Source organism: Arcobacter sp. F2176 (assembly GCF_004116465.1).
Taxonomy (GTDB): domain Bacteria; phylum Campylobacterota; class Campylobacteria; order Campylobacterales; family Arcobacteraceae; genus Arcobacter; species Arcobacter siniprincipis.
The window spans coordinates 24114-48446 of the sequence record NZ_PDJV01000020.1; the positions used below are offsets into that span (position 1 = coordinate 24114).

Below are 24333 nucleotides of genomic sequence, written 5' to 3' on the forward strand. Positions count from 1 at the left end.
CTTTTTATATTGTTGTTGAATATTGGCGCATTTTAGCAACTAGGTTCTCTTTCTCTTCTTTTAACTCTTGTTTCATCTCATATATATATTCATCTAAATTTTCTATTTTATTTATTAATCTAAAAGTTTCGTCTTTTTTTATAATTTCAATCTCTGTTTTTGCTAACTTTATTTTTTCTCTAGCTAGTTCAATTTTATTTTTTAAAATATTTTTGTCAAAAAGAGTATCTGATTCAAGTGAAAAACTCTCGCCATTTAAAAGATTATTTAATATTCTAGATACTTTTTTTAGATTGTTTTGTTGATATGCTGAATTTAATTCTTTAAAAATCTCTTCTGCTTTATCTTTTTTAGCCTCTTCTATAATATCTGGATGACACAATCTACTAGCTTTTCGATAAAGTCTTTTTAATTCAGCTTTTTCTATTTTTGTAAGCTCATATGGGTCATCTAGCTTAAATTTTTTTATCTCTTCATGAAAGTTTTCAAAGTCTTTTTTTGCTTCAAAATATTCATACTCATATTTTTTACCATCTTTTTTATACAAAAATTCGAAATACTCTTCTCTTAAAATAAGTATCTCTTCTATTAGTACACCAACTTCTTTATGGTATCTACTATTAAAATCATTTATTTTATTGTGATGTTCTTCAATCTTGCAACTTAGAGCTAAAAGTTCTTTTTCCAAAACTTTTAATTCTATTTTTAAGCCTTGAGTCTCTTTGTCTTCATGTACTACTAAACTTGAAAATTGACCTAAATACTGATCAATTAAGGATATAACTTCTTGAAAATTTGTCTCTTCAATAAGTTTTAGTATTTTTTTTACTTTTTCATCGATTTGTAAAGAGTAAAGTCTATGCACTTGGGGATAAAGACTCTCTTCATCTTCAATAGCAATACAACTTTTAATGATTTCTAATCTCTTTAAAATCTCTTTCATAGTAGCCTTAAATCTTTATTATTACACTATATTATACAAAAAAATTGATAGCGAATTTTGAAAAAGAGTTATGAATTTTAAAAATTACTTTTAGTATTATTTAATTGATTTAGATTATTTCTAGATAAAAATGCCTAGAAATGGCGATTATAAGAATTTTTATTTTGATTAAATTTTTATTAAGAAAGTATTTATACTAATTTTAAGAAATATAAAAATATATTTTTATATTTCTTATTCACCTGAAAGCAGTTCACCTTGATAAGTCATAATTCCATAGTCTAAATTACATACGCTTTTAAATCCAGCACTTAACATAATATTTTGACAATAAGCACTTCTACTTCCACTATGACAATAAACTACGACAGGAATATCTTTTTTATCTTCAAGGACTTCTATTGATTGATAAAAAGATGTTGTTGGAACTAAAAAGTCAGTTCCTTTTATTCTGTGACCTACCCACTCCATCCACTCTCTTACATCAACTAAATTAAAATTAATAAAACCTAATTCTCTAGCTTCCAATAAAGCTTCAACTTCTATTGCATTTATTTGAGATTTATTTAAAATTTCTACACACTCTTCTTTTGTAAAACCTTTAGAATGAACAACTTCTTCTTTTTCTTTTTTACTATTATTTAAAGAATCAACATACTCTTTTGTGCAAAAAATACCACAGTGACAATGACCTTGTGAAGGAATCTCTTCTTTAAGGGCTGGGGTACAGGGACAAAGTCTATTATCAGCTTTATCTTTTTCTTCTTGAGTTTCTCCTATTACCATAAAACATGGACAATATCTCTTATCATATATAAGTTTATTTCTAGTCAAACCCATTTGAATAGATTCATTTACATCATCTTCTGGATTATAAACAAATCCATACTCTTCGCAAACTTTATCTGTAAACTGTTTTGTTAATTCAAATGTTGTTTGAAACTCATCACTATTTATATCAATCTTTTTAATCATTATTTTCCTATTTTTGAAATATACTTTGATAAAGCTTTTATATCGGTTTCGCTTAATTGCATAACTTGACCTTTCATTATGCCTTTCATATCTCCACCATAAGTTCCATTTTTATAACCTAGAAGAGAATCTTCAATCTTTTTTTCATCCCAGAAGCCTATTTTTTGTGATTTTCCAAGGGCATGAAGTTCTCCATTTTTTCCATGACATCCAGCACATTTTACATAAAGACCTTTAATTCTTTCATCAATTTCATCTTCATTTGCAATCACTTTATCTATACTTTTACTAATATCTTTTGCTACTTCATTTGCTTGTTTTACAACATCAACACTAACTTCTTTTGCTTTTGCAATAGCATCCTTTGTAGCATCTTTTGAATCATCAACTGCTTTTAAAGTCTCTTCTTTTACAGCTTTTACAATTTCTTTACTAGAATCAATTATTTCATTACTTTTTGTTTTTATAATTTCGATATTATTATTAGTATCATTTTCTCTTGTTGTTTGTTCAGTTGATTTTTCAACTTTTTGTACCTTTTGAGTCTCTTCAGTACTTTCATTGCAACCTGCAAATATAAATAGTGCCACAACAGAACCTAATAAAATTTTTTTCATTTTTTTCTCCATTTTATAACTCTTTATAATCAAATTTAAATTCATCTTTTACAAAATCAATTTTAACCAAACCACCATTTTTTAGTTTTCCAAATAAAATTTCATCAGTGATTTTATCTTTTATTTCACGAGAAATAACTCTATTTAGTGGTCTTGCACCCATATCTTTGTCATATCCAAGTCTTGCTAACTCATTCTTAGCTTTTGAGCTTAGAACAATATCAATATTTTTATCTTTGATTTGCTCTTTCATATCCTCAATAAATTTACCAACAACTTTTGAAACAATGTCTAATGTAAGTGGCTTAAAGGTTACAATATTATCAAGTCTATTTCTAAATTCTGGTGCAAAGAATTTCTTAATTGCTTTATTTTCATTTAAAGAATCATCTTTGGCAAATCCCATAACATTTGCTTCTGAAGAACCTAAGTTTGAAGTCATAATTAAAACAACATTTTGAAAATCTGCTTTATTTCCACTATTATCAGTTAATTCTGCATTATCCATAACTTGAAGTAAGATTGACATCAAATCAGGGTGAGCTTTTTCTATCTCATCAAGTAATAATACACTATGAGGATGTTTTCTAATAGCTTCTGTTAGAAGACCACCTTGCTCAAATCCAACATATCCAGCAGGTGCTCCAATCAATCTTGAAACAGTATGTGCTTCCATATATTCACTCATATCAAATCTTTCAAAATGAATACCAAGTTGTTTTGATAACTCTTTTGCAACTTCAGTTTTACCAACACCTGTAGGTCCTGTAAAAAGAAAACTTCCAACTGGTTTTGACTCACCACCTAGTCCTGCTCTATTAACTTTAATAGATCTTACAATTGAAATTATTGCATCATTTTGACCAAAAACTCTTTTTTGCATATTCTTTTCTAAACTTTTTAGAAGTGTTAAATCAGATTTTGTTGCTGATTTTGGTGGAATATTTGCCATAAGAGCCACAGTATTTTCAATGTCACTTGCAGTAATATTTATAGGTTTTTTCTTTTTCCCATCTGCATTTAATTGTAGTTTTTTAGTGGCAGCTACCTCATCAATAACATCAATTGCACTATCAGGTAAAAATCTATCGTTAATATATTTTTTACTTAGTTCTACTGCTACTTCTAAAGATTTTTTGTTGAATTTCACATTATGGAACTCTTCATATTTTGATTTAAGCCCATCTAAAATAGCAACACAATCTTCACTACTTGGTTCACTTACATCAACTTTTGCAAATCTTCTACTTAGTGCTTTATCTTTTGAAAAGTCATTTCTAAACTCTGCAAAAGTAGTTGCTCCTATACATCTTAGTTTTCCATTTGAAAGCATAGGTTTTAAGATATTTGAAGCATCCATTGCTCCACCGCCAACACTTCCAGCACCTACTAAAGTATGTATTTCATCTATAAATAATATTGCATTAGGAATTTTACTTATCTCTTTTAAAAGTGTTTTTAATTTTTTCTCAAAATCCCCTCTATATTTTGTCCCTGCTAGCATAGAACCCATATCAAGAGAAAAAACTTTTGAATCTTTTAAAATAGAAGGTACATTATTATTAGCTATTTCTAAAGCCAATCCCTCTGCAATAGCAGTTTTACCAACTCCTGGTTCTCCTACTAAGATTGGATTATTTTTCTTTCTTCTACTTAAAACTTGAATTACTCTATTTATTTCTCTTTGTCGTCCAATAACTGGATCAATTTCACCTTTTTTTGCAACTGCTACTAATTCAGTTGCATTGTTTTCCAAAGTTTCATTTTTTTTATTTAATCTTTTTTCTTCTTCAAAATTTTCATCTTGAACATCTACTTCCACATCTCTATGAGCTATCTCTTCTAGGATATCAATTCTTTCAATTCCTTGGCTTTTTAAAGCAAAAGTTGCATATGATTTTTCATTTTTTAAAATTGCTATAAACATATCATCAACACTTGCAAACCCCTTTCCAGAAGTTTGTGTATGTGCAACCATATGTTCAATAACTGAAGTTAAAGTTGTTGTTTCTATTGGCTCATCATTAACATTATCTGGAAGTCTTGGAGTACTTATTTCAATGTGTGATTTTGTGTCATTAAATATTTTATTAGTGTCCAAGCCTAAATCAAGCAACATATTTGCTATAAATTCATCATTTAATAACATTAAGAAAATATGTTCCAATGTCAAATACTCATGTTTACTACTTTTAGCATAAGATACTGCTTGTGCAAATATCTCTCTTAATTCTTTACTTATCATAATTTACTCTTCTTCCATTATAGCTTTTAAAGGAAAGCCCTTTTGTCTAGCTAAATTTTTTACTTGCATAACTTTTGTAGAAGCTATTTCATGGGTATATGTTCCACAAACTTCTTTTCCATTATTATGTATGTTTAACATTATAACAGTTGCTTCATCAGTTGTTTTTTTAAAAATCTTTACAAGTATATCAATTACAAAATCCATAGTAGAATAGTTATCATTTAATAATAACACTTTATATTTCTTTGGTTCTTGCACTTCTAAATCATCATTTAACTCTATTTCAAACTCATTTGCCAAAATTAAAACCTTTTAGGATAAAATCAATTAATATTATACCAAAAAAGAATTTACAATGATAAAAAAGAAAAATTACGTTTCAAATCAAAGCTTATTTATAACTGCAACTAATACAGATGTTGGTAAAACTTATGCTGCATCTGTATTTTTAAAGAAATTTGCAAAAGATGGATTTAAGGTTGGATATTACAAACCTATTGAAACAGGAGTCATAGATAAACCTATTGATGGTCTTTCTATGCTTGAATTAACAAAAAAATTAAATCCTGATTTTGATGTTGATATAGATTTTGTAGTACCTTATCAATTTGAACTTCCTGCAGCTCCTTATGTGGCGAAAAAAGAAAAAGATATTGATATTGACTTTATAATAAAAAGAAAAAAAGAGTTAAAAGAATTTTGTGATATTTTGATTATTGAAGGTGCGGGAGGTTTAATGGTTCCTATTTTAGAAGATTTATTTATGATAGATTTAATAAAAAAACTTGAAACAAAAGTAGCACTAATATGCCCTAGTAAGCTAGGAGGTATAAATGATACTTTGTTATCACAAGAAGCTTTGAAAAATAAAAATATTGATTTTGAATGGTATATTAACCTTTATAAAGATAAAGATAGTTTTGAGGAAGTATCACTTCCATTTTATATAAATCATTTTAAAAAAATTAAATATTTACAAGACTTAATTTAAATAAAAGAGGAATCTTATATAGATTCTTCTTTTTGTAATAAACTTTCATAAAGTGTTTCAAGTGCATTATTTGCAATATTTTGTGCAACCCCAATATGAAGCGAAATTTTAGATGGACTCATATCAAGCATATCAAAGCTAATATTTTTATCTTTTAAAGCATTAATAGCATCAACAATTGCAAAAGTATTTTGTTTTAATCCAATTCCAACTAATGTAATTACACATAAATTATAAGAAACAATAATATTGTCTGTTTTTAGTCTTTTTTCTATCTCTCTTCTTAAATTATTTATCTTACCTTTTAAATCTTCTTGTTCTACTAAAATAGAGATATCATCTCTATCTGTTGGATAATGGTAAGTATTAATTCCAAACTCACTAAATATTTTTAATAACTCAGCAGTAAACCCTATCTCATCGGCCAACATATCTTTTTGAAGATAAATAGATGCCATATTATCAAGCTTTGCAATTCCAACTAAATCTTCCATAGGAACTCTTTCACTCAATATCATAGTTCCACAATGTTCTTTATTATTTGTATTTCTAATATTAATTGGAATTTTACTTTTTTTACAATTTAGCATTGCATTAAAGTGAAATACATTAAACCCTTTTGAACTAAGTAATCTTAACTCTTTAAATGTAAGTCTTGGTATTACCTTCGACCCACTAATAACTCTGGGATCTACTTCATAAACACCATTTGTATCTGTCCAGTTTTCATACTTATTGGCATCAAGAGCATAAGCTAGTTCTCCACCAGTAAGATCACTTCCACCCCTACTCATAACTGCTATTTCATTATTTTCTGTTACACCATAAAATCCAGGAACTAAATATTTTATATCTTTAGTCGTATCAAATTTTTCTTCTATATTTTTATAAGTTACTTTTTGTACTTTTCCATCTCTAAAATCCTCACTTAAAATAAATCCAAACTCTTCTGGTAACATAAGTTTTATATTTAAGCCCTCATTTGAAAAATATCTTTGTATTATTTTTGCATTATAATGTTCACCTCGTGACAAGAAAAAAGCCTCTTTTCTTTCGCCTTTTAACAATGAATTTGATAAATCTTTGTCCAAAGATTTTATTAAATCATCACCTTTAACATTTAAATCACTACATAATCTTCTATATTTATCTATAATCGCTTCATAACTTTGTTTTTTGCTTATACTTATAAAATTTTCTTCAAAATGTTTACCTGAAGTTGCTATATTTAATAAATGATCAGTTATTTTTTCATCAAAATTATCATCTCTACCTGGTGCAGAAACTACAATTATTTTTCTACCATCATCATCTTTTACAATATCTAAGACTTTTTTTATTTGGGAGGCATTTTTTACAGAACTACCTCCAAATTTACATACTTTTATACTCATTTTTTACCTTATTAGTTACTTTTCATTGGTTCATAATCATCTAATGCCAAAAAGGAAGCCCTATTACTTTTAGCACCAAAAGGTTTTGTTGGAATATTTTCTACTGAATTAAAAACAAAAAATGCATTAGTTCTACTAAATGGTGATATATTATCACAGCTTCCATGCATAATATTTCCATCATGGATTACTAGTGTTCCAGCTTTTCCATATGCACCTACTATATTACTATCTTTGACTAATTGTTCAATTGCTTTTAAGCTAGGTACACCATATTCTTGCTTTTTCAAAGATTTTTTATAGTTATCCTCTGGTGTTTTTCCTTTACAAGAAACATATTTTTTGTGACTATTTGGAATTAAGTATAAGGGTCCATTAAATTCTGTATTATCATTTAACATAACCCAAGCACTTAAACACCTACAATTTGGCAAACCATCTTCTGTGTGCCAAGTTTCAAAATCACTATGCCATGGAAAAGATTTTCCTTGATAAGCTGGTTTTATATTAATCCTACTATGATGAATATAAACATCACTTCCCAAAAGTTGCTTAACTTTATTTAGTATTCGAGGATCTTTTGAAAGCTTCTCAAAAAGAGTACTAAAAAGATGTTGATTAAAAATCGTTCTTAATTTATTGCTCGTTGGTTCACAAATAAACTCTTCATTTTTAATCAAATCATCATTATCAGCCATCAAGTCTATCTCTTGGATCATTTGCTGTATTTCATCTTCTTTAAAAATATTTGGAAATGTGATAAATCCATTCTTTTCATACTCATCTAACTCAATATTATTTAAAGAGTATTCACCTTGTTGTTTTTTACTATATACTGTTTTATCAACTCTTGGTATAATCTTTTCTTCATTTAGTCTTGATGGATATAAATCCTGCATTTAATCTTCTCCTCTTATTAATCTTCTAATGGATAAACTCCATTTTCATCGTGGTTTTCTGTTCCTTTAATAGGAGGATTAAATACACAAATCAGTCTCATATCTTCTGTTCCACCATATAAATTATGGTCATCATGTTCATTTAGTGCATACATAACACCATCATAAATCTCATGAACTTTTCCAGTTTTCAAATCTTCAATTTTACCATTTCCTGCTACACAATAAACTGCTTCAAGATGGTTTTGATAATGAATATGCGTTTTCGTATTTGCTTTTATGATAGTTTCATGGAATGAGAATCCCATATTATCACCTTTTAAAAGCATTCTTCTACTAACCCATTGTCCTTCTTCTGCGTGAACTTCTTTATCTGTGCCTATAATATCTTTATTTATATCTAATACAATCATCTTCTTAAAATTCCTCTGTTAATTTTTCTTTTTTATCTGCAACTAGTTTTGAAATAGCTATTTCAAGTCTATTTAAACCTTCTACTAGTGTCTCTTCATCAATAATTAATGGTGGTAAGAATTTTACAACTTGATCTTCACTACCACAAGTTTCTATAATTAGTTTTTCTGCAAATGCATATTTTGAAATCTCACCAGCAACTGAATTATCACCTTTGATTTCAAATCCATAAGCCAAACCTCTACCTCTAATTACAATATCAAAGGTATCTTTGTATTTATCAGCTATTTTTTTTAAACTCTCTTTTAATAGTTTTTCTTTATATTTAACTGCATTTGATAAATCATCATTTTGCCAATAATGTGAAATTGCAACTGTTGCAGCGACAAAGGCTAAGTTATTTCCTCTAAAGGTACCTGTGTGTTCACCTGGTTTCCATTGGTCTAAATCTGGTTTTAATAATACAATTGCCATTGGTAATCCACCACCAATTGATTTTGATACAGTTACAATGTCAGGATTAATTCCTGCAAATTCAAATGAGAAAAATTCACCAGTTCTTCCATTACCAACTTGAATATCATCAATGATTAATAAAATATCATATTCTCTACAAATAGATTCAAGTTCTTGTAACCACTCTTTGCTAGCTACATTAATTCCACCTTCACCTTGAATAGTCTCAACAATTACAGCGGCTGGAATATCAAGTCCACTACTACTATCTTCTAAAAATTTTCTAAAGATAGTCATAGTATTCATATCACCAAAATAGCCATCAAATGGCATAAATGATACATTTGATCTACTAATATAACTTTCATCTCTGTAATCATTGTTTCCAGTTACTGAAGATGAACCTTGAGTAAGACCATGAAAACCATTAGTGAAAGAAACAACATTACTTCTTCCTTTTACAAGTCTTGCAAGCTTAAGTGCAGTTTCTACTGCATTTGTTCCTGTTGGTCCTGTAAATTGAATTTTGTAATCTAAGTTTCTAGGTACTAATATTGTGTCATTAAATGTTTGTAAAAAATCTTTTTTTGCACTTGTTGCCATATCAAGCCCATGAATAACACCATCTTTTTGTATATATTCAATCAATGCTTTACTGATATGTTCATTATTATGTCCATAATTTAAAGTTCCAGCTCCTGCAAAAAAGTCAATGAATTCTTCACCTTGTTCATTAGTTAAAACAGTTCCTTTTGAAGTTTCAAATATTGTTGGAAAACTCCTAATATATCCTCTTACTTCTGATTCTAAATTTTCGAATATTCTCATTATTTTTCTTCCTTTATTTTAAATGGCCCTATTTCGTATAGAGTCTCATCTTCATGACTGTTTTTAAAATCATTTTTTTCAAAAAATGTACTACTAGTCATTTTTGTATTTAGCCCTTTGGCAACCTTTTCAAAAACCTTTATTGATGATATATTGCTAGGTGACACTGTTGTATAGATTTTTTCAACATCTAAAAAATCTCTTTTAATTATATTCATGATTAGTCGACCTGCTATATCATTTCCTCTATATTTTCCATCAACTGCAACTTGCCATATGAACAAACTGTTATTTTCATCTGGTTTTAAATATCCAGATACAAAACCTATAACTTTATCTTCATGTAATGCAACTGCACAAGTTGATGAAAAATGTGTTGATTGAAGTAAATAAAGGTACTCAGAATTTAAATCTAAAACCTTACTCTCTTTTACCAAATCATAAATTTGGATTGCATCAGATTTTTCTGGTTTTCTTATCATAATATTATATGATGACATAAATTTTACCTTTTTTTGTATTTTTTTTCATACAATATGTTTTAAATTAACATAATAAATGTTAATTTTTTACATATCAAGTGTTTATTATTACATAACTTTCTTAATTTAATCTTAGTTTCTATGTAATTTAAACATTATTTATAGTAAAAAATGTATAATTGTGAAAAAGGAAATTAGTGGCTTTAATAGATAATGACAAGGAAATATTACCTTTAAGTAGTATTGCAGAACTTTTAGGAACAAAAGTAAGAACTTTAAAAATGTACGAAGACAAAGGACTTTTACCTGAAAAGAAAGAGATTAAAAAACTATATTCAATCAATGATACAAAAATGGTCTCTTTTGTTCACTACTTAGCAAGTGTAAAAAAAATAAATGCAAATGGTATAAAATATATTACTGAAATGGTTGAAAATAATATGGATGAGAATAATAAAGCTCTGTTTTTAAATATAGTTGAAGAGAAAATGGAGAAATTATCTACAGATGATATAAAAGATATAGAACTTTTATAAAAGAACTTTTACAACTTTTTTATAATAAAAAGCGACAAGAATAAAAGCAAAACCTAAAATAATAGTAATAAAACTAAGAGGAATAATATCTGCTAAAATACCAATAAAAAATGTGGTAAGTACATTTGATAGCATAAATATCATGTCATTATATGATATTACTCGTCCCAAATATTTGTGCTCAACTCTTTCTTGTATAAAGGCATAAGTCATTGACCAAATAGTTGTTGTCGTAAAGCCAGTTAAAAAAACCATGATTAATGCCAAATAAAAATTAAATTGGAAAATCCCCCATAAAATTATACCTAAGCCTTGAAAAATAAATAAAAGTGTTAATCTATCTTTATTTACCCAATTTGTAATAATAAATGGACCTACCATAAGCGCCATTGCTCTAATAGCATTTGTTATACCTATTGATAAGGGTACTGCTATTACATACTTATACTCATTTTTAGCTAGTAATGTTACTAGTGTATCAAAAGAAGTTAATCCAACTGATGCATGGAGCAACAATAAATGTAGAACATGTTTATTACTTTTTATATATAAAAAGCCACCTTTTATCATAGATAAAACTTTCTCTTTTGTATGTACAATTTCTACTTTAAATTCAATATTAAAAAAAACCAATATCGCTATAATAAAAAATAAAGAATCTAAAATAATAGCTATCTTAACTCCAAAATAATTTACAACAAGCCCACTCATTGCCATACCAAAAGCATAAGTAAATGACCAAATAATAGAGTGGATTTCATTTGTCTTTTTTAAAACATCACCAGAGACTATTTTAGGTAACAGTGTCATTTCTGCAGAAAAAAACATAGAAGCACTACTCATTCTTATAAAAATAAGTATCAACAAAAGCCAAATATCATCTTTATCATTAATAACAAGAAGTAGTAAGGTCATGCATAATTCTGTACTTAAAAGTGTTAGCATTAGTGGTTTGATTCTGAATCTATCTATAATGGCACCAGATAAAGGCGCTATCACGATTGCTGGAATAAAGAACATAGCAGTAACAAGTGAAATTATAAAGGCACTAGAGCCAAAATTTACAAGCATAGTATAAATAGCAACATTTGAAAACCAAGCTCCAAAATAAGCTATTAATTGAAGAATTGAGAGCTTTCTTACAAGTGGATAATTAACTAAAAGTTCTTTATAGTTCAAGTTTTTCTATTTTATTTAAATTCTATTTTAACAAGTCTAGAAAATGTTTTAGGATTGGGCACTATTATTTCTACTTTATATGAAGAGATGTGTTTACTATCAGCTACTTCATAAATTTTGTCAACTTTCAAATCACTTTTTTTACCATCTAAGTATATTGTTTTATTAGAAATTGAAGCATAATCAGAAATAGGAATATAAATTTCTAATTTGGCTTTACTTAAATCTTTTGATTCATATAATAAAGTACCAGGAGTCACATAATCTCCTTTTTTAACACTTATATTATAAATATAAATTTTATCTTCCCACAAGATTTTATTTTTAATTGTATCTTCAAGATTGGCTATATTTATTATCAAATCACTTTTTGTTGATTCTAAATTTAAAACTTGTATTTTTTGATTATCTTTTTCAAAAGCTGATTTTGAAGATATCTTATACAGTCTATTATAATTTTTTTCTTGAATATTTAGCATAGAATCTAAAACTTTTAATTTATTCTTTGTTTGAGCAAGCTCTATTTTATCAACATTATTATCTATTTCTATAATTTTTGTTTTTTTATTTAGGTATTTTCCCTCTACTTCTTCATTTGTAAAAAGTATTTTTCCACTTACAGCGGATTTTACTACAAAACTATCATATGGTTCTAGTTTTGAATAATATTCCATTGCAAATAATAAATGTGCACTTAGAAGAAAAACAGCAACAATTTTCATAAATATCCTTTTACAAGTCTAAAGTTTCTAATATTTTAATAATCTTATTTTTAGCAATTTTCAAGTCAATAGACTTGTCTTTTTCAAGTTTAAAAATCATTTCATCAAGATTTTTATTATATCCAATATAAGGAAGAAGTATCTTCATAATTTCATTTTCATTTTTAGATTTTTTTACTAATTTTATAAGTGGTAAATCGTTTATTTGTTTTAAATTCTTTTTAGCTTTAACATAAAAATAAATAGCAAAAGCTATTATTGTCAGAAAAACACCTAAAATGAATGATAATATCATTTTATTTAAAGATGTTTTATACACTATTTTTTCTTTTACAACTTCTACTTGTTTTTCAGGTTGAGCTATTTCTAAGCCGGAAAAACTCTTTTGTTTTTTTACATTTTTTACTTTTATTTTATAACTTGGAGTATTTTTGATAACAACTTTTTGAGTAGCTTTATCGAAGTATTTAAGCTGTATTTGTGGTATTTCAAAATCTTTATTTGCAATTATTGAAAAAGACTTTTTATATGAACCTGTATATTTGTCATTTACAATTTTTGTTTGGATTTTTGGTTTATCTTCAAATATTGTTGCATCTTTGATATTCAATTTAATATCATCCATGTCATCAAGGTTCCCAGTTCCATCAATCTCTACTTTAAAAGATAAAGAATCACCTGCAATTATCTCAGTTTTAGAAATAGAAGTTTTTATGGAAAAATCACCTACTAAATTAACACCTTTTGGTAATGGTTTAACATCTAAATTAAGAGAGTTAGAGTATATATTTTCTAATTTTTCAGCTTGCGAAAATAAAGAATAACTAAAAGCATTTTCATCAATTACTTTTGCTTGTATTTTTATAGGATCTATTCTTAACTTACCAGCTTTTTGAGGAGAGATTAAGAAGTTTAACTCCTGAACAATAAAGCCATTTTCTTCATAACTTTTGTTTTTCTCATCAATTTTTTTACTCCAAATATCATTAAAAACTGGCATATTAAAACCTAAATCTGATATTTGTATATCTTTTTTATATTTGAATTTCATATTTAAAATTGCATCTTCACCACTATATAAAGAGGTTTTATTTAATGAAATTTTAAAATCAAAATTTTTTGAGTTTGTTTTACTTGGAATTACTTCTTTTACAAACTTTTCTTTTGTTTTAAAAGATTTTCCATCAACTTTTATTTCAAAAGATGGCAAGGTAAACTCTTTTGTAGGTTTTATTGCATATGTTTTTTTAATCTTATTTACTACATTGCCATTAGTGCTTGTCATTGTTCTACTAGTACCCAAATTAGACACTACATAATTATCTATTTTGTCTATCTTAGGAAACTCAACATCTGTACCATCTGCTTGTATTTCAAAAACATAATTTTCATTTAAAATGAAATTATCACTTGATTTTACAACAACATTTCCATAAAGAAAAGATGTAAAAATTATTAATATAAAAAGTCTAAAATATAAATTCATAATTAAAACTCTAATGTACCTTCAATTGAAAAATTAGCTTTAGAATCAAGTTCTGCATGACTTAATACAGCAATTTCTAAGCCAAATTTTTCATAAATTTCAGAAATTCTTTTTCTCAACACTGGATCTACAACCATAGCAACTTTATTATAACCTTTTGCTTCTACAGTTTTAACTAACTCTTTTGTATGAGTAACTAAGTCATTAATCTCACCAATTGATAACAATAACTGTGACGCTCCACCTTTATCTTGAAGCTTACCAATAAAGCCTTGTTCAAGTTCTGGTTTAATAGTAATAATATGTAAAATATTATCAGTATCTAAATATCTATTAGTAATAAGTCTATACAACTTACTTCTAACATGTTCTAATAATACATCAGGAACTTTAGTATACTCTGCGATATCAGCTACTGCTTCAATTATTGTTAACATATCTACTATTGGTATACCTTCATGAAGAAGATCTTTTGCAACTTTTAAAAGAGTCCCATGAGAAGTTAATTTCATAGCTTCATCTACAACTATTGGGAAATCTTTTTTTAATCCATCAACAATATCAACAATATCTTGTCTAGTAAGAATATCTTCCGCATGTCTTTTTATTATCTCAGAAATATGAGTAGAGATAATAGTTGGAGCATCAACAACTGTAAACCCTTTTAATAATGCATCATCTTTTAAATCAGGATTTATCCATGTGGCATCAAGCCCAAAAACAGGTTCTTTTACTCTTTTACCATCTAATTGAGCCTTAGAAGTTCCTCCCATAGCAAGAAGTCTATCAACTTCTACACTTGCAACAGCAAGAGGTATTCTTTTTAAGAATAAAGAGTATTGATTTGAATTCAAAGTTGCATCATCTGAAATCTTTATTTGAGGAATAATAAATCCTAAATCAGCAGCTACAGTTTTTCTTATACCTCTAATTTTATCTAATAATTCAGAATTACCCTGAACAAGTTGTAAAAGCCTCATTCCAAGTTTTAATTCTAAAACTTCCATTTTCATAATATTATCAATAGTTTCTTTATCGCTTTCTGGCTTAGAAGCTTTATCTTTTTGATCTTTTATTTTTTCTAAAATATCTTGTTTTTCTGTTTCTTGTTTTTTAGCAAAGAATTTAGTTATACTATTTTCTTTACCTGAATCAACCATATAAATTATATATCCAGTTCCACCCAATAATAAGCCCATAACTATTAGTATACCAGTTGGGAAACCTGGAATAAATGAAAATAAAATTAAAGTAATTCCAAGTAAAATTAATACTTTAGAATCTTTTACAAGTTGATTAATTGCTTGATCTGCAAAATTATCTTTATCAAGATTAGATCTTGTTATAATAATACCCGTTGCTGTTGATAAAATCAAAGCAGGAATTTGAGCAACTAATCCATCTCCAATAGTTAAAATAGTGAAAATTCTAGCACTTTCTGAAATACTCAAATCATGTTGAAATACCCCAATTAAAAGCCCACCAATAATATTTACTATTGTGATAATTATCCCAGCAGTTGCATCACCTTGAACAAATTTTGAAGACCCATCCATTGCCCCATAAAAATTTGCTTCTGCAATTAGTTCATGTCGTCTATCTGTTGCTTCTTTATCATCAATAAATCCTGCATTTAAATCAGCATCAATTGCCATTTGTTTACCAGGCATAGAATCAAGTGTAAATCTTGCTGTTACTTCAGCAACTCTTGTAGACCCTTTTGTAACAACCATAAAGTTAATAAGTACTAAGATAATAAATACAACAATCCCAATTACCATATTTCCACCAACAACAAAGTTACCAAAAGCAGAAATAATAGAACTTACAGCATCTGGACCATTATGCCCATCTGTTAAAATTGATCTTGTCGTTGCAATATTTAAAGATAATCTAAATAGTGCAAATATTAAAATAAGTGTTGGAAAAGTTGTTAAATCAGTAGGTTTTTGTATATACAAACCAATAAGTAAAATTAATAAAGAAATAGACAAAGATAAAATCAAAAAGAAATCTAATATAAGTTTCGGTAACGGAACAATTATAATAGACAATATTGCAATAAAAAATATTACTGCAAATAAATCTTTTGAAAATATCTTTCTTATGTTCATATATTAAAAATTTTATTAACTTAAATAGTTAACTAAAGATAATTTGCTTGCCTTGCTAATGCTAGAATAAAGTGATGTATAAATTAACTGTAACTGTTGTGACTCAATTGCTACTTTAGTCAAATCTGCGTCATTATTTTGGATTGCTAAAACATCAAAATGAGTAACCTTGGTACTTATTCTTTCTTCTGCCGCTTCAAATGTCGCATTTCTTGCACCTAATTCTCCATGTGCAGTATTTGCAGCATTCCATGCCTTATTTATATCATCTAAAGCCTTAGACATAGCATCACCATCATTACTTTTTAAAGCTGCTATAGCATCATCAATAGCATCAAAAGTATTATGTTTTGCAGTAAAAGTTTTTTCACTACCATCTTCATTTTTAGGAAGTTCAGCTATTTCATGTACCTTATCAGGTGATTCCCCTGTTGTCGTTACTTCAATAAAGTTTTTAGTTGATTTACCATCTTCATCATACTCGACAAGAACAGTCTGTGCTGCATTTAATTTCCACTCTCTACCATTCTCATCAATTATTCTTTCACCCTCTTCAAAACTTAAAGGTTGTCCAGAAACTCCAGCTGTTGTAGTATATGACATAATATCTAATCCTGTAACTCCTCTATCTCTATAAGAGTCTACTTCAACAGCACTTTTTCTTAAAGTTGTGTTACCATTATATGAAACTTTTCCATTTGCATCTTGTGTAAAAGCTTGCTTATTAGTCTCAGAACCAGAGAATATATATTCATCTTGAACTCTTTCATTAACCATAGTGTATAAGTTCTCTTTTGCCCCTTCGATTTGTGTTGCAATAGATTTTCTCGAAATGTCATCATTTGTATCATTTCGACCCTTTATAATCTCTTGTTTAATGGTATCTAATAAATCTTTTATTGATGCAAGAGTTGAATCTGATACATCATTTTGTGCTGTAGTATTGTTAATTTGAGTTTTCAATCCACCATAAACATTAAGTTTATCTTCTAAAAACAATTGCTGAGAATAAACAACCGAATCATCACTCCCATCATCAATTTTCTTTTTTGTACTTTGTTGATAATTAACTCTTAATTGTTGTTGATTCAGTATATCTAATCTGTATAGGGTTGATCTGTCTGTATTAATCATTTAATCACCTCCATAAATTGGTTAAAAATCTGGTTAAAGTCATGTTTTTCAACTGTTCCTTGAAAAAGAAAGCTTTTTATCTTCTCTCTTTTTGCTAACGCATCATCCAATTCTTTATCCATACCTTGCTTGTAAGCACCAACACGAATTAATATTTCGTTCTCTTTTATTAGTGATAATACTCTTTTTAACTTTAAAAATCCATTATAATGTTCAGGACTAACTACTTTATCCATTACTCTTGATGCAGATTTAAGTAAATCTATAGGAGGATATTGACCTTGTTCTGTTAATTCTCTTGTTAAAACTATATGTCCATCAAGAATTGATCTACTTTGATCTGCGATTGGGTCATTCATATCATCACCATCAACTAATACAGTAAAAAATGCGGTTATAGAACCTAATTGTGTATTTCCAGCTCTCTCCATCAATTGGGGCAAAAGAGCAAAAACAGAAGGTGGATATCCCCTACTCACAGGTGGTTCTCCAATACTAAGTCCTATTTCTCGTTGTGCCATTGCAAACCTTGTAACTGAATCCATCATAAGTAAAACATCATGCCCTTTATCCCTAAAAAATTCAGCAATTGCCATAGCTGTAAAAGCACCATACTTTCTCATTAAAGCAGATTCATCAGAGGTTGCAGCAATAATTATTGTATTTTCTAAATTATTATTTAAATTATAGTGAATAAACTCAGGTATTTCCCTTCCCCTTTCACCTATTAGTGCCACAACTTTTATTTGTGCTTCACATCCTTTTACAATCATCCCCATCAAAGTAGATTTACCAACACCACTTCCAGCAAATATACCTACTTTTTGACCTTTCCCAGATGTTAGCATTGAATCTATTGCTTTAACTCCTGTTGAAAACCTTTCATCAATAATTCCCCTTTCTAAAGCAGGAATTGATAATTTATTTATTGCAGAATTTTGTTCTAAATCCTTTACTTTACCTTTTTTATCAATAGGTTCACCTAAGGCATTTACAACTCTTCCTAATAATCCATATCCACTTTTTACGGTTAGTCCATCTTTTTGTAAAAAAACCTTATCATTAATTCTAAAACCCTCAATAAAAGAAAAAGGTACTATTTTAAACCCATCACTTTCGACAGAAGCAGTCATTCCCAAAACAGTATATAAGTGTTGCTCAGACTCTATTTTTACAATATCTCCAACAGCAACTTCTATTCCTACTGCTTTTATTGTAGTGGAACTTATGTGAGTAATTCTTCCAAAAGGAATTATTAAATTATTTTTATCAATATTATCTATAAACTTATCTAAATCTGTCATTCTACATCTTATCGCACATAGCTTTATATAAAGAATCTTTCGTATTTTTAATATCTTTACACTTTGTTATAAATTCATTTTTCAAATCACTTAAACCTATACTATCATATAACCTAATTAATTCATAATCAACTCTTGCTTGATCATTTGCTTGCATATTTCTTGTATTTTTAATAGCATCTGTTAAATATACTATTGCTTTTGAAATATTGTTTTTCTTTTTTTCTATCATCGCTAATTCAATATCAACAAAAGGAGAATAAACATATGCTTTAAACTCTTTTTGTTTAGAATAAAGTTCATTTAAAATTTTTTCTGCTTCATCTTCTTTATTTTTTCCAATTAAATATAAATAATATTGGTAATAAAAATCTATAATAAGTGGATTATTCTCATTTTTTGTTATAAATTCAGGAAATCTACTTGCATAATAGAAGAATTTTTCCATTGCAATTGAGTCTTTTTTGGCACTATAAACTAAAAATCTATATAAAAATTCTTTCTCTAAAACATCTTTATTATTTACCATTTCAACTTTCGAAGAAAAATCCATAGCATCGTCTATTAAGTCTAAAGAGTAAGCCATTCTTTCTAAATACAAATATAATGTTGCATCACGACTTGTATTAAAAGTCTCTTTTAAAAGATCATATGCTCTTTCATAAGGAACCTCAATTAAACATTCAAAAAAATTATATTTTACATCTTTATCTTTAATTAGAAGTTCTAATGTCTCTTTTCGAGAAGTTTTAAGGGCTTTATTCATTAAAAAACACTGATCATTTTTTAAATATTGTTTTATTAAATCAACATTAACTTCATCAAAAATTTCACCAACATTTTTATATGCAAATCTTTTTGTAATTGTATCTGCAATTTTACCATAAACTCTTTTTGATTTTAAAATAAACTCATATTTTTTTTCTTTTTTAAAATTCAATAACTCTTGAAGCAATGCTTTTTGTTTCATAGCCTCTGAATTTGGATATTTTGAGACAATCAACTGGGGCGTAATATTCCCTTCTCTCATTAATATCTCGTCAATATACATTTTTGCATCATTAGCATATAAACCATTTGGATAATCAGTTAAAATATCTTTATATAATTCTTTTGCTTTATATAAATAATAGTTTGTTCCATCATACATTTCCATATAAACATTTGCTAATTTGAACTTAAATTCTTCTATAAATTCTTCTTGTTTTGCCCGATTTAAAAGCTCTTTTAATATTTCAACCGCAAATTCTGGCATATTAGCATCAACTAATTTATCAACTTTTCTTAACGCAACATATGAGTCTTCTGAATAATAATCAATATTTTTACTCAAAACTTTTGATATAAGTTCATAAGCTTTTTCTTTTTGATCATCTAAGATATAAATGTCAAATAACTCATCCGCAACAATAGTCGCAACCAAAACATCAGTTGTATTTACTAAAATATTATATAAAGTTTTAATCGCTTTTGAGTAGGATTTTGTATGTTTATAGACCTTAGCTAAATAAATTTGTCCATAGGCATTTGTAATTTTATCTGAGAAGTTATTTATAATAATCTCAGCAAAATATTTTGCTTCTTTTACTCTATTTGTTTCTAATTTAAAATCAACCATCAACATATATGCTTTTGACAAATCATCCTCATTTATTTGACTTGTATTTATAGCTAATTCTAACTCATTAGAAGCCTCAGAGATAATTCTCTTACTAGCTTTTTTAAGAGCAATTTCTGAATAAGTAAGTAGAATATCTGAATTTAAGATCTCAATTTTATTTGTTGCTTTAAAACTTTCAATTTCAGCAAAAGCTTCATCGACTTTTCCATTTTTAGCTAATTTTTTTATTTGTTTCAGTAATTCAAATCCATCTTTAATATCATTTTTTCTTTTCTCTGAGATTTGTGTTCCTGATGGGTCTATAAAACTATAATAAAAATCTACTTTTGCACTTGAAATAGTAAATAGTAAAAACAGTATTATTAAAAATTTCAAAACTTACCTTTTATTTTTATTTAATTCATACACATAAGAAAATACCTCGGCCATGGCTTGATAAAATTCTCCAGGTATTTCTTGATCAATTTGGATTTGATCATACAACGCCCTTGCCAAAGCAGGATTTTCAATAATTGGGATTTTATTTTCTTTTGCAACATCTCTAATTTTCAAGGCCAAAAAATCAATCCCTTTTGCTACAATTTTAGGTGCAGAATTTACAGTGCTATCATATTGTAAAGCTACAGAATAATGTGTAGGGTTTGTAATAACAACATCTGCATCTTTTGCACTTGCTCTCATTCTTTCGTAATGCAATTTATATTGAATCCCTTTTATTTTAGCTTTAACCTTAGGATCCCCTTCCATATTTTTATGCTCATCTGAAACCTCTTGTTTACTCATTTTGAGAGATTTAAAATAGTAATGCCTAGTAAAAAAATAATCTATTATAGCAAATAATATTACTATAAATAATATAGCTCCAACAAAATATAATAAAAGTGTAAACATTGCATCTAAAGAAGAAGTAATGTCCTTATCCATCATTGCTAAAAAGGCTTTATAAGTAAGCCCAAACAAGATAGTCATAACAAAAACAATTAAGGTCAATTTAGCTAATAATTTTGTAGCTTCTAATAATTTTTTTAGAGAAAATAGACCTTTTAATCCACTCACAGGATTTAATTTCTCAAACTTTAGTTTTATTGGATTGATTAAAAATCCAAATTGAACTATATTTAAAATAATAGCCAATAAAATCACCACTAAAAAAAATGGAGCTAAAGAATAAAATATTGTAGTAATAATAGTATTTGTAATATTATAATAATCAGAAGAAGTTAATTCTTGCCCAATCTGATTAAAAATATAAATCATGAGTTTTTTTATAGAGTCATAAGTGTATGTACTCCAAAAAAGCATATATACAGTTCCAAAAAGAAGAATAGCAGCACCTACAACTTCACCTGATTTAGGAACATTTCCTTCACCTCTTGCTTTTTCTAATTTCTTGGCGGTGGGTTCTTCTGTCTTATCTAGTTCTTCAGCCATAATAAACCCTCCCTATTGAAATTTTGTAATAAAATAATTAGTAAAAGCTTCAGTGAAAACTTCCATACCCATCATAATAAATATCATAATTAAAGCAAATTTTAACTGAAAAGTAATAACAAAAGGTGAAAATGCTGGCATAGATTTTGTACCATAGGCATAATAAATATCAATTACAAAACCTATAAAAAATAAAGGAAAGGCAAAAGCAAAAGTAAAAGCAAACATTCTATTAATCTCATCAATAAGTAATTTTATTCCATCATATGAATAAATATCAAATGCACCTAAGTGAACTATTGTAAAACTTTTTGCTAAAATTGAAAAAGTCATTTCATACATTCCAGATTCAAAAAATACTGCAAGACTAATGTAGAACATTAACCTTGCTAGAATACCTTCATTTGTACCAGAAGCGGGATCAAAAAAACTAGCCATTGAAAGAGCAGTTGCATAACCAACAAACTCACCAATCATTTTTACAGCATTAAATATAATATTTACAAGCATAGATGCAATTAATCCTAAAGTTGCTTCTGAAAGTATGGCAATTAAAAATCCACTTGAAGTAACTTGAGACTCAATCTCAAGCATAGGAAACAAAAAAAGTGTTACATAAAAAGATAAAGCTGCTCTCATTCTAACATTTACAACTTTATGTCCAAATATTGGCATAAAAGCCATAAAAGCTAAAATTCTAGCAAAAAGTAATAAAAAATTTATTACCGTACTTTCATTAAGTAAAGATAATAATGCTTCCATTACATGTATTTACTATCTTTTACTTCAGTCTCTTCTATTTTGTTATTTACACTTATAGTTTCACTTGAAAATTCTTTATTTTGATTCATATTTGGATTTTCAGAAGGAGTATTATCACCTTCATAACTACCAAAATCTAAATCAAAAGATGTAGCACCACCAGCAAAACTTTTAAATAAACTATCTTTTAGCATTGATTGATTTTCAACTAAGTTTTCTTTAGTTGAATTATTACTTGACTTCATACTAATTGATAAGGAATTATTTTTAGCATCACCTCTAATAAGAATAGCAATATTTCCTAAAGCAGAAGGATTTAAATTTACCCTAAATGCAGTTACAGGTGGATTATAGTTTTCATACATTACTCTAGCTAAATCTGACATCATAGTAGACATGTGTTGTCTTGCACCTATAATTCTATTTTGTATTGTTTGAGCAGCAGCTGAACTAACAGTTAAATTAACTAACTTCGAATCAAATAATTTATCATCAAGTTTTTTATTTTGTATTAAAAAACTTCCTTTTTCATCTTTAAATTTCTCTTCAGAAGAGTCTTTTGAATCTTTTGAGTCACTTGTTCCATTTTTAATCATTGATAATCGTTCAAAAGTTGATGATAATTTAGTTTCATTTTGTGGTTCTATACTTTTTTCTATTTTTACTTCAACTTTTTCCAAACCTAAATTCAATACTTTTGCACTTTGTTCAACTTCTTTTGTAGTGGTTGCATTTTTTGCGATTTCTACACCTTCATGTTTTGTTTCAAGTTTTTTTACATCTACAGATTTTTTCTGCGTACTCATATAAATATTAGTTAATAAATCATTTTTTGACTTAGACAATTCACTTGAATTACTCGCTGTAGGTTTTATCAATTGTTGCGTTGGAATAGTCTCTTTTTTTGAATCATTCTCCTTCAAGAGTTTGTCAATTAAAGATTCTTTTTTTATATCTTTATCTTCAGAAGATAATATTTTTTCACTAGTTAAGATATTTTTTTCATTTTTAGGTTCGCTATTTAACTTAGATAAATCATTTGAAACTTTTTCATTTTTGACTTCTTTATTTATATTTTTTAAACTATCACTTTCTAAAGTTGGTTTAAATTTTTCTTCAATATTCGTTACTACTTGTTTATCAATTTTTTCACTTGATAATGATTTATTTATATTTAGACCTTTTTGATCTTTAGCATCTGTATTAACATTAACAATTTTTTCATTAACAAACTCTTTTTCAACTTTTTTATTTGACAAATTATTTAAATCACTTTGAATATTTTTTGTAATATTCTCTGTTTTGTTTTCACTCTTCAAATCTATTTTTACATCAATATTAGTTGAAGCATTCTTTACTTCATTTTTTAGAGTATCTACTTTTTCTTTCTTTTGAGAAATAGAGTCTTTTTTTACTTCTACATTATTTGTACTTATTTCTTGTGTTAAATTATTCATTAAAGAAGTTGTTTTTGCATCAGTTTTTGTTGTATCTACTTTTGTTTCAGTTTTAGCTTCACTTTTTGTAGCATCAGTTTTTTCTGTTTTCTCTGTATTTGTATCTTTTTTTACTTCTTTTACATTTGATTTTGTTTCTTGGATTAATCTATCCATCAAAGAAGTTGTTTTTGCATCAGTTTTTGTTGTATCTACTTTTGTCTCAGTTTTAGCTTCACTTTTTGTAGCATCAGTTTTTTCTATTTTGTCTGTATTTGTATCTTTTTTTACTTCTTTTACATTTGATTTTGTTTCTTGGATTAATCTATCCATCAAAGAAGTTGTTTTTGCATCAGTTTTT

General features: G+C 27.4%; 22 protein-coding genes. 2 read left to right on the plus strand and 20 right to left on the minus strand.

Annotated elements, in window-relative coordinates; all coding sequences use genetic code 11:
- Positions 1–4: 4 nt before the first annotated feature.
- From CRU95_RS13885 to clpS, 5 genes are all read right to left on the minus strand, one after another.
- Complete coding sequence (locus CRU95_RS13885) at positions 5–943, minus strand: DnaJ domain-containing protein (protein WP_129101720.1); 939 nt, start codon at positions 941–943, stop codon at positions 5–7.
- Positions 944–1177: 234 nt separating this feature from the next.
- Positions 1178–1918 (minus strand): ferredoxin-thioredoxin reductase catalytic domain-containing protein, encoded by a 741-nt coding sequence (locus CRU95_RS13890; protein WP_129101721.1) that lies wholly within the window; start codon positions 1916–1918, stop codon positions 1178–1180.
- Complete coding sequence (locus CRU95_RS16845) at positions 1918–2535, minus strand: c-type cytochrome (protein ID WP_258238727.1); 618 nt, start codon at positions 2533–2535, stop codon at positions 1918–1920. The genes CRU95_RS13890 and CRU95_RS16845 overlap by 1 nt, the downstream gene beginning before the upstream one ends.
- A 13-nt stretch (positions 2536–2548) precedes the next feature.
- Positions 2549–4780 (minus strand): ATP-dependent Clp protease ATP-binding subunit ClpA, encoded by a 2232-nt coding sequence (clpA, locus tag CRU95_RS13900; protein WP_129101722.1) that lies wholly within the window; start codon positions 4778–4780, stop codon positions 2549–2551.
- Between the two features lie 3 nt (positions 4781–4783).
- On the minus strand, positions 4784–5083 hold the full coding sequence (gene clpS, locus CRU95_RS13905) for an ATP-dependent Clp protease adapter ClpS (RefSeq protein ID WP_013136259.1): 300 nt from the start codon (positions 5081–5083) through the stop codon (positions 4784–4786).
- 55 nt (positions 5084–5138) lie between these two features.
- Here clpS and bioD point away from each other — a divergent pair, with 55 nt between their 5' ends.
- Positions 5139–5774: a dethiobiotin synthase gene (bioD, locus tag CRU95_RS13910; RefSeq protein WP_129101723.1), complete on the plus strand. Its 636-nt coding sequence runs from the start codon at positions 5139–5141 to the stop codon at positions 5772–5774.
- Positions 5775–5788: 14 nt separating this feature from the next.
- Here the strand turns inward: bioD and CRU95_RS13915 are convergent, their stop codons facing one another.
- Genes CRU95_RS13915 through ectA form a run of 5 tightly spaced genes read right to left on the minus strand, consistent with a single transcriptional unit; the run spans position 5789 to position 10265 of the window.
- Entirely contained in the window at positions 5789–7168 is a 1380-nt protein-coding gene (locus CRU95_RS13915; RefSeq protein WP_129101724.1) for an aspartate kinase, read from the minus strand.
- A gap of 11 nt (positions 7169–7179) precedes the next feature.
- Positions 7180–8067, minus strand: coding sequence for a phytanoyl-CoA dioxygenase family protein (locus tag CRU95_RS13920; protein ID WP_129101725.1), 888 nt, complete (start codon positions 8065–8067; stop codon positions 7180–7182).
- A 17-nt stretch (positions 8068–8084) separates the two neighbouring features.
- On the minus strand, positions 8085–8480 hold the full coding sequence (locus CRU95_RS13925) for an ectoine synthase (RefSeq protein WP_129101726.1): 396 nt from the start codon (positions 8478–8480) through the stop codon (positions 8085–8087).
- A 4-nt stretch (positions 8481–8484) separates the two neighbouring features.
- A complete protein-coding gene (ectB, locus tag CRU95_RS13930) occupies positions 8485–9765 on the minus strand; it encodes a diaminobutyrate--2-oxoglutarate transaminase (protein ID WP_129101727.1) in 1281 nt (426 codons plus the stop codon).
- The gene (gene ectA, locus CRU95_RS13935; RefSeq protein ID WP_129101728.1) at positions 9765–10265 is read right to left on the minus strand and encodes a diaminobutyrate acetyltransferase; all 501 of its coding nucleotides are present in this window, start codon (positions 10263–10265) and stop codon (positions 9765–9767) included. Before ectA ends, ectB begins: the two co-directional genes overlap by 1 nt.
- A 179-nt stretch (positions 10266–10444) precedes the next feature.
- On the opposite strand from ectA, the gene CRU95_RS13940 reads away from it, so the two are divergent.
- Positions 10445–10783: a MerR family transcriptional regulator gene (locus tag CRU95_RS13940; protein ID WP_129101729.1), complete on the plus strand. Its 339-nt coding sequence runs from the start codon at positions 10445–10447 to the stop codon at positions 10781–10783.
- Here CRU95_RS13940 and CRU95_RS13945 read toward each other — a convergent pair.
- The 10 genes from CRU95_RS13945 to CRU95_RS16660 form a co-directional block, all read right to left on the minus strand.
- Positions 10778–11962: an MFS transporter gene (locus CRU95_RS13945; protein ID WP_129101730.1), complete on the minus strand. Its 1185-nt coding sequence runs from the start codon at positions 11960–11962 to the stop codon at positions 10778–10780. The genes CRU95_RS13940 and CRU95_RS13945 overlap by 6 nt on opposite strands.
- A gap of 11 nt (positions 11963–11973) precedes the next feature.
- Positions 11974–12684, minus strand: a complete 711-nt coding sequence (locus CRU95_RS13950) for an HlyD family secretion protein (RefSeq protein ID WP_129101731.1) — start codon at positions 12682–12684, stop codon at positions 11974–11976.
- Between the two features lie 10 nt (positions 12685–12694).
- Positions 12695–14170: a BatD family protein gene (locus CRU95_RS13955; RefSeq protein ID WP_129101732.1), complete on the minus strand. Its 1476-nt coding sequence runs from the start codon at positions 14168–14170 to the stop codon at positions 12695–12697.
- 2 nt (positions 14171–14172) lie between these two features.
- Positions 14173–16284 carry a flagellar biosynthesis protein FlhA gene (gene flhA / locus CRU95_RS13960; RefSeq protein WP_129101733.1) on the minus strand — a complete coding sequence of 704 codons (2112 nt, stop codon included), beginning with the start codon at positions 16282–16284 and terminating at the stop codon, positions 14173–14175.
- A gap of 15 nt (positions 16285–16299) precedes the next feature.
- On the minus strand, positions 16300–17418 hold the full coding sequence (gene flgL / locus CRU95_RS13965) for a flagellar hook-associated protein FlgL (protein ID WP_129101734.1): 1119 nt from the start codon (positions 17416–17418) through the stop codon (positions 16300–16302).
- Complete coding sequence (gene fliI, locus CRU95_RS13970; protein ID WP_129101735.1) at positions 17415–18722, minus strand: flagellar protein export ATPase FliI; 1308 nt, start codon at positions 18720–18722, stop codon at positions 17415–17417. The genes flgL and fliI overlap by 4 nt, the downstream gene beginning before the upstream one ends.
- A 1-nt stretch (position 18723) precedes the next feature.
- Positions 18724–20718, minus strand: a complete 1995-nt coding sequence (locus tag CRU95_RS13975; RefSeq protein ID WP_129101736.1) for a tol-pal system YbgF family protein — start codon at positions 20716–20718, stop codon at positions 18724–18726.
- Positions 20719–20721: 3 nt separating this feature from the next.
- On the minus strand, positions 20722–21774 hold the full coding sequence (flhB, locus tag CRU95_RS13980; RefSeq protein ID WP_129101737.1) for a flagellar biosynthesis protein FlhB: 1053 nt from the start codon (positions 21772–21774) through the stop codon (positions 20722–20724).
- A 12-nt stretch (positions 21775–21786) separates the two neighbouring features.
- Positions 21787–22536, minus strand: a complete 750-nt coding sequence (locus CRU95_RS13985; RefSeq protein WP_129101738.1) for a flagellar biosynthetic protein FliR — start codon at positions 22534–22536, stop codon at positions 21787–21789.
- The coding region (locus CRU95_RS16660) for a flagellar hook-length control protein FliK (RefSeq protein WP_258238728.1) at positions 22536–24333 on the minus strand (1798 nt) is incomplete at its 5' end. The genes CRU95_RS16660 and CRU95_RS13985, both read right to left, overlap by 1 nt.

What these genes read in the sequence shown, in the direction of transcription:
- CRU95_RS13885 (WP_129101720.1), bottom strand. Translation starts at nt 943, where the DNA reads ATGAAAGAGATTTTAAAGAGATTAGAAATCATTAAAAGTTGTATTGCT.
- CRU95_RS13890 (WP_129101721.1), bottom strand. Translation starts at nt 1,918, where the DNA reads ATGATTAAAAAGATTGATATAAATAGTGATGAGTTTCAAACAACATTT.
- CRU95_RS16845 (WP_258238727.1), bottom strand. Translation starts at nt 2,535, where the DNA reads ATGAAAAAAATTTTATTAGGTTCTGTTGTGGCACTATTTATATTTGCA.
- clpA (WP_129101722.1), bottom strand. Translation starts at nt 4,780, where the DNA reads ATGATAAGTAAAGAATTAAGAGAGATATTTGCACAAGCAGTATCTTAT.
- bioD (WP_129101723.1), top strand. Translation starts at nt 5,139, where the DNA reads ATGATAAAAAAGAAAAATTACGTTTCAAATCAAAGCTTATTTATAACT.
- CRU95_RS13915 (WP_129101724.1), bottom strand. Translation starts at nt 7,168, where the DNA reads ATGAGTATAAAAGTATGTAAATTTGGAGGTAGTTCTGTAAAAAATGCC.
- CRU95_RS13920 (WP_129101725.1), bottom strand. Translation starts at nt 8,067, where the DNA reads ATGCAGGATTTATATCCATCAAGACTAAATGAAGAAAAGATTATACCA.
- CRU95_RS13925 (WP_129101726.1), bottom strand. Translation starts at nt 8,480, where the DNA reads ATGATTGTATTAGATATAAATAAAGATATTATAGGCACAGATAAAGAA.
- ectB (WP_129101727.1), bottom strand. Translation starts at nt 9,765, where the DNA reads ATGAGAATATTCGAAAATTTAGAATCAGAAGTAAGAGGATATATTAGG.
- ectA (WP_129101728.1), bottom strand. Translation starts at nt 10,265, where the DNA reads ATGTCATCATATAATATTATGATAAGAAAACCAGAAAAATCTGATGCA.
- CRU95_RS13950 (WP_129101731.1), bottom strand. Translation starts at nt 12,684, where the DNA reads ATGAAAATTGTTGCTGTTTTTCTTCTAAGTGCACATTTATTATTTGCA.
- CRU95_RS13955 (WP_129101732.1), bottom strand. Translation starts at nt 14,170, where the DNA reads ATGAATTTATATTTTAGACTTTTTATATTAATAATTTTTACATCTTTT.
- flhA (WP_129101733.1), bottom strand. Translation starts at nt 16,284, where the DNA reads ATGAACATAAGAAAGATATTTTCAAAAGATTTATTTGCAGTAATATTT.
- flgL (WP_129101734.1), bottom strand. Translation starts at nt 17,418, where the DNA reads ATGATTAATACAGACAGATCAACCCTATACAGATTAGATATACTGAAT.
- fliI (WP_129101735.1), bottom strand. Translation starts at nt 18,722, where the DNA reads ATGACAGATTTAGATAAGTTTATAGATAATATTGATAAAAATAATTTA.
- flhB (WP_129101737.1), bottom strand. Translation starts at nt 21,774, where the DNA reads ATGGCTGAAGAACTAGATAAGACAGAAGAACCCACCGCCAAGAAATTA.
- CRU95_RS13985 (WP_129101738.1), bottom strand. Translation starts at nt 22,536, where the DNA reads ATGGAAGCATTATTATCTTTACTTAATGAAAGTACGGTAATAAATTTT.